Source organism: Streptomyces sp. URMC 127 (assembly GCF_051386535.1).
Taxonomy (GTDB): Bacteria; Actinomycetota; Actinomycetes; order Streptomycetales; family Streptomycetaceae; genus Streptomyces.
Window position 1 is genome coordinate 1 of record NZ_JBPQTW010000313.1, and the last position, 5,957, is coordinate 5,957.

The 5,957-nt window shown below is 70.6% G+C and carries 4 protein-coding genes; all 4 read right to left on the reverse strand.

Features of this window, described 5'->3' with window-relative positions:
* Positions 1 to 665 (reverse strand): flavodoxin-dependent (E)-4-hydroxy-3-methylbut-2-enyl-diphosphate synthase (locus ACSNOH_RS32830; RefSeq protein WP_436725103.1); only part of this gene is annotated, 665 nt, incomplete at its 3' end.
* A gap of 174 nt (positions 666 to 839) precedes the next feature.
* A complete protein-coding gene (locus ACSNOH_RS32835) occupies positions 840 to 2,141 on the reverse strand; it encodes a M50 family metallopeptidase (RefSeq protein WP_436725104.1) in 1,302 nt (433 codons plus the stop codon).
* Positions 2,138 to 3,415, reverse strand: a complete 1,278-nt coding sequence (gene dxr, locus ACSNOH_RS32840; protein ID WP_436725105.1) for a 1-deoxy-D-xylulose-5-phosphate reductoisomerase — start codon at positions 3,413 to 3,415, stop codon at positions 2,138 to 2,140. The genes ACSNOH_RS32835 and dxr overlap by 4 nt, the downstream gene beginning before the upstream one ends.
* Positions 3,416 to 3,811: 396 nt before the next feature.
* A complete protein-coding gene (locus tag ACSNOH_RS32845) occupies positions 3,812 to 5,746 on the reverse strand; it encodes an acyl-CoA dehydrogenase family protein (protein WP_436725106.1) in 1,935 nt (644 codons plus the stop codon).
* Positions 5,747 to 5,957 lie beyond the last annotated feature (211 nt).

The following is a 5,957-nucleotide window of genomic DNA, read 5'->3' on the forward strand; positions in this document are numbered from 1 at the left end:
GGACCGGCCTCGGTCACACCCAGGTGCAGCGGATAGTCGCACTGCGCGGCCAGCTGCCGGTAGGCGTTGACCATCACAACCGGGTCGTTGTGCTTGACCGAGATCTTGATGTCCCGGAAACCGTGCTCCTCGAAGAGCGAGGCCTCCCACAGCGCCGACTCCACCAGCGCCTCAGGCGTGGCCTTGCCGTACTTCTGCAGCAGCCGCCGGTCGAGGGAGCCGGCGTTCACGCCGATCCGGATCGGGGTGCCCGCGTCCGAGGCCGCCTTCGCGATCTCCTTGACCTTGTCGTCGAACTGCTTGATGTTGCCCGGGTTCACCCGGACCGCCGCGCAGCCGGCGTCGATGGCGGCGAACACGTACTTCGGCTGGAAGTGGATGTCCGCGATCACCGGGATCTGCGACTTCTTCGCGATGACGGGCAGCGCGTCCGCGTCGTCCTGCGTGGGGCAGGCCACGCGCACGATCTGGCAGCCGGAGGCCGTGAGCTCGGCGATCTGCTGGAGCGTGGCGCCGATGTCCGACGTCCTGGTGGTGGTCATCGACTGCACCGAAACGGGTGCGTCGCCTCCGACGGCCACGGAGCCGACCTGGATCTTGCGGCTGACCCTGCGGTCGGCGAGCTTGATCGGAACGGAGGGCATTCCAAGCGAAATCGCAGTCATGTGGCGAGCAACCCCAAGGTGTGAATCAAGGTCCCGAGATCGGCGGGCTCCGCTTCGAGATTACGGCACCCGGTCCGTTCGAAGCACATCCCGCCGCGGAGGCCCCTCAAACGTGGGCGACCGGCCACAAACTGCGGCCGGTCGCCACAAACGGGCGTTTGTCCTCACTTCGCGCTAGGTGAGCCGTACCGGGTTCACCACGTCGGCGATGAGGACGAGAAGAGTGAAGCAGATGAAGATTCCCGCCACCACGTAGGCGACCGGCATCAGCTTCGCGACGTCGAACGGCCCCGGGTCGGGGCGGCGGAACACCTTCGCGAAGGCCCGCCGCACGGACTCCCACAGTGCTCCGGCGATGTGCCCGCCGTCCAGCGGCAGCAGGGGCAGCATGTTGAACAGGAACAGCGAGAGGTTGAAGCCCGCGACCAGGAACAGCATGGTGGCGATCTGCTGCGACGGCGGGATGTCGAGGTTGAACACCTCGCCGCCCACGCGTGCCGCCCCCACGACGCCCATCGGGGAGTCGGCCTTGCGCTCACCGCCGTCGAACGCGGCGTTCCACAGGTCGGGGATCTTGCCGGGCAGGTCGATCAGCGACTCGACGCCGGACTGCACCATGTCGCCCATACGGTCGACGGACTGGCCGAAGGTCTGCGGCACCACGCCCGTGGCGGGCGCGAAGCCGAGGAACCCGGCCGTCACGTACTGGCCCTTGATGGGCGCGCCCTTGCTGTCGTACTTCTGGACCTGGTTGGAGATGAGGTTCGCGTTCAGGGTCTTGCGGACGCCGTCGCGCTCCACGGTGACGGTGGCGGGGCCGGTGGTCCTGCGGATCTCCTTCTGGAGCGTGGCCCAGTCGTCCGTACGGTGCCCGTTGAAGGCCACGATCTTGTCGCGCGGCTTGAGGCCCGCGGCCTTGGCCGGGGAGTCGGGGTTGCCCTTGCCGCACTTGTCGGTGGGGGCGCTGGCGGCCACGACGCACTCGGAGACGGTCGAGACGGTCGTCGTCTGCGTGCTGATCCCGAAGGACATCATCACGCCGAGGAAGACGGCGACGGCCAGGACCAGGTTCATGAACGGGCCGGCGAACATCACGATGACGCGCTTCCACGGCTTGCGCGTGTAGAACAGCCGCGTCTCGTCGCCGGGCTGGAGCTCCTCGAAGGCGGCCGAACGGGCGTCCTCGATCATGCCGCGCCACGGCGAGGTGGAGCGGGCGGCGATCCGCCCGTCCGCCCCGGGCGGGAACATCCCGATCATGCGGATGTAGCCGCCGAGGGGGATGGCCTTGATGCCGTACTCGGTCTCGCCCTTCTTCCGCGAGAAGATCGTCGGCCCGAAGCCGACCATGTACTGCGGCACGCGGATGCCGAAGAGCTTCGCGGTCGACAGGTGGCCGAGCTCGTGCCAGGCGATCGAGATGAGCAGGCCCACCACGAAGACGACTATCCCGAGGACCGTCATCAGTGTCGTCATGCGCGGGCCTCCGAGGTCGCCTTCGCGGTACGGGCCGCCGGGGCCGTCCGCGCTGCCAGTTCGCGGGCCCGGGCGCGTGCCCAGGCCTCCGCTTGCAAGACGTCCGCGACGGTGAGACGGGTTCCCGTGGTGGGCGTGCCGTGTTCCGCCACCACCTCCGCGACCGTATCGACAATCCCGTTGAACGGCAGCCCGCCGGCGAGGAAGGCGTCGACGCACTCCTCGTTGGCGGCGTTGAAGACGGCGGGCGCCGTGCCGCCCAGCCCGCCGACGTGCCGGGCCAGTGCGACGGACGGGAAGGCCTCGTCGTCCAGCGGGAAGAACTCCCAGGTGGAGGCGGTGGACCAGTCGAAGGCGGGAGCCGCGTCCGGGATGCGCTCCGGCCAGCCGAGGCCGATGGCGATGGGGCCGCGCATGTCGGGCGGGGTGGCCTGGGCCAGCGTGGAGCCGTCGACGAACTCCACCATCGAGTGGACGTAGGACTGCGGGTGGACGACGACCTCGATGCGCTCGAAGGGGATGTCGTACAGCAGGTGCGCCTCGATGACCTCAAGGCCCTTGTTGACCAGAGTGGCGGAGTTGATCGTGATCACGGGGCCCATGGACCAGGTGGGGTGGGCGAGCGCGTCCTGAGGGGTCACGGAGGCCAGCTCGGCCTTCGTACGGCCCCGGAAAGGCCCGCCTGAGGCCGTGACGACCAGCTTGCGGACCTCGGCCCGCGTGCCGCCCAGCAGAGCCTGGAAGAGCGCGGCGTGCTCGGAGTCCACGGGGATGATCTGCCCGGGCTTGGCGAGGGCCTTGACCAGGGGGCCGCCGACGATGAGCGACTCCTTGTTGGCCAGCGCGAGCGTCCGGCCGGCCTCCAGGGCCGCCAGGGTCGGCGCCAGGCCGATCGAACCGGTGATGCCGTTAAGGACGGTGTGGCACTCGCTGCGGGCCAGCTCGGCGGCCGCCTCGGGGCCCGCGAGGATCTCCGGCTGCGGCTCCGCCCCGTACTGCGCCGCCAGCGCCTCGCGCAGCGCCGGAACGGTGTCGGTACGAGCGACAGCGACGGTGCGCACCCTCAGCTGGCGCGCCTGCTCGGCGAGGAGCTCCACGCGGCCGCCGGCGGCCGACAGGCCGGTCACCCGGAACCGGTCGGGGTTGCGGAGCACGAGGTCGATGGCCTGGGTACCGATCGAGCCGGTCGAGCCGAGGATCACGATCTCGCGCGGTCCGCCCGCGGCGGTGGGGGCGGAGTAGCGCAGGTGCGGGTCAGCGAGGGAGTCCGTCATGGGCTCCATTGTTGCCTCTCCCGCACGGAAGACGGACAGGGAGCCCCCGTCCGCCCTCCGTGGGGTGACATCCGCATGGGGCGGGCATGCCGGCACGGGGCGGGTGGCCCCGTGCGCACGGGGCGATGCCGCCTTCCGCATGAGGCGGGCGCAGCGTCCGCGTGAGGCGGGGGCAGCCGCCCCATGGGGCGGGGGCAGCCACGGCATGGAGCCGGGGCAGCCGCCGCATGGGGCCGGACCGCATGAGGCGGGCGGGCGGCGGCGCATGCGGCGCGCGGCCGGCGCCGCATGAGGCCGGCTTGGTCCCGCATGAGGCCCGGCCGACCCCCGCGTCGCATGGGGCGGCCCGGTGGCCTCCGCATGAGGCGGAAGAGCGCCCGCCTGGGGCGGCGGGGCTCAGCGGATGGGGCGGTGCACGTTGTCCGTCTTGGCGGGGCCCGGGGTGGCGTCCGCGATCCAGGGGCCGTCGCCGCTGGGGTCGAGAATGCCGGCCTCGAGCCACTCGTACGCCCCGGACATCACACCGGAGACGATCTTGCGGTCGAGTTCGTCTGTGTTGGTCCACAGGCGCCCGAAGAGCTCCTCGGTGCGGATCCGGGCCTGGCGGCAGAACGCATCGGCGAGCTCGTACGCCTCTGCTCCGTGCTCCCCCTCCGCGCGCAGCCGCTCCGCGCGGACGCATGCCGCGCTCATCGCGAAGAGCTCCGCACCGATGTCTACGATGCGTCCCAGGAAGCCCTGCTTGGTCTCCATGCGGCCCTGCCAGCGTGACATCGCGTAGAAGGTGGAGCGGGCGAGCTTGCGCGACGAGCGCTCCACGTAGCGCAGGTGGGTGGCGAGGTCGCGGTGGCCCGCCGGGTGGAACTCGGGGTACGTGCGCGGCAGCTGCCCGGGGCCGGTAACCAGCTTGGGCAGCCAGCGAGCGTAGAAGCCCCCTGCACGGGCGCCTGCGCGGGCCTTGTCGCCCAGGGACTTCTCGGGGTCGATGAGGTCGCCCGCGACGGACAGGTGGGCATCCACGGCCTCACGGGCGATCAGCAGATGCATGATCTCCGTGGATCCCTCGAAGATGCGGTTGATGCGGGCGTCCCGCAGCATCTGCTCGGCGGGCACCGCGCGCTCGCCCCGCGCGGCGAGCGAGGCGGCGCTCTCGTAGCCCCGTCCCCCGCGGATCTGCACGAGCTCGTCGGTCATCAGCCAGGCCATCTCGCTGGCGTACAGCTTGGCGAGGGCGGCTTCGATGCGGATGTCGTTGCGGTCCTCGTCGGCCATCTGGCCCGAGAGGTCGAGAACGGCTTCCAGGGCGAAGGTCGTCGCCGCGATGAAGGAGATCTTCGAACCGACCGCCTCGTGCCTGGCGATGGGCTTGCCCCACTGCTCACGCGCCGTGGACCACTCGCGGGCGATCTTCAGCGCCCACTTGCCGCCGGCGACGCACATGGCGGGGATGGACAGCCGGCCCGTGTTCAGGGTCGTCAGGGCGATCTTGAGCCCGGAGCCCTCGGGGCCGATGCGGTTGGCAGCGGGGACGCGCACCTGGTGGAAGCGTGTGACGCCGTTCTCGATGCCGCGCAGGCCCATGAAGGCGTTGCGGTGCTCGACGGTGACGCCCTCGGCCGTGGCCTCCACCACGAAGGCCGTGATGCCGCCTTTGTGGCCCTCGCTCCGGGGGACCCGCGCCATGACGACCAGCAGGTCGGCGACGACACCGTTGGTCGTCCACAGCTTGACGCCGTCGAGGATGTAGTCGTCGCCGTCGGGGACCGCGGAGGTGGCGAGGCGGGCCGGGTCGGAGCCGACGTCGGGCTCGGTGAGCAAGAACGCCGAGATGTCAGTACGCGCGCATCGCGGCAGGAAGGCCTCCTTCTGCTGCTGCGTGCCGAAGAGCTTGAGCGGCTGGGGGACACCGATGGACTGGTGGGCGGACAGCAGCGCGCCGACGGCAGGGCTGACGGAGCCCACTATGGCGAGGGCCTTGTTGTAGTAGACCGAGGTGAGCCCCAGGCCCCCGTACTTGGTGTCGATCTTCATGCCGAGGGCGCCGAGCTCCTTGAGCCCGTTCACCGTCTCGTCCGGGATCCTCGCCTCCCGCTCGATGCGGGCGGGGTCGATGCGGGTCTCGCAGAAGTCGCGGAGCTTGGCGAGGAACTCCTCGCCGCGCCGTACGTCCTCCATGGCGGGGGTCGGGTGCGGGTGGATCAGATCGAGGCGGAGCCGGCCGAGGAAGAGTTCCTTGGCGAAACTGGGCTTCTTCCAGTCCTGCTCCCGGGCCGCTTCGGCAACCTGGCGTGCTTCGCGCTCGGAGACCGGTCGTACGGATGGTGCGGTCATGAGGCACCTCGCCGCTTCAGTCGGGGCCGTCCCGGTCGGCTACCGACCGGTACTACTGGACCGTATGTACCCGATCCTCCCGGCATCTACCAGACCTCGCGCAACGATCCGGCCCGTGCTTGCCGGGGCATGGGGCCCGGCATGAGGCCCGGCATGAGGCCCGGCATGAGGCCCGGCATGAGGCCCGGCATGAGGCCCGGCATGAGGCCCG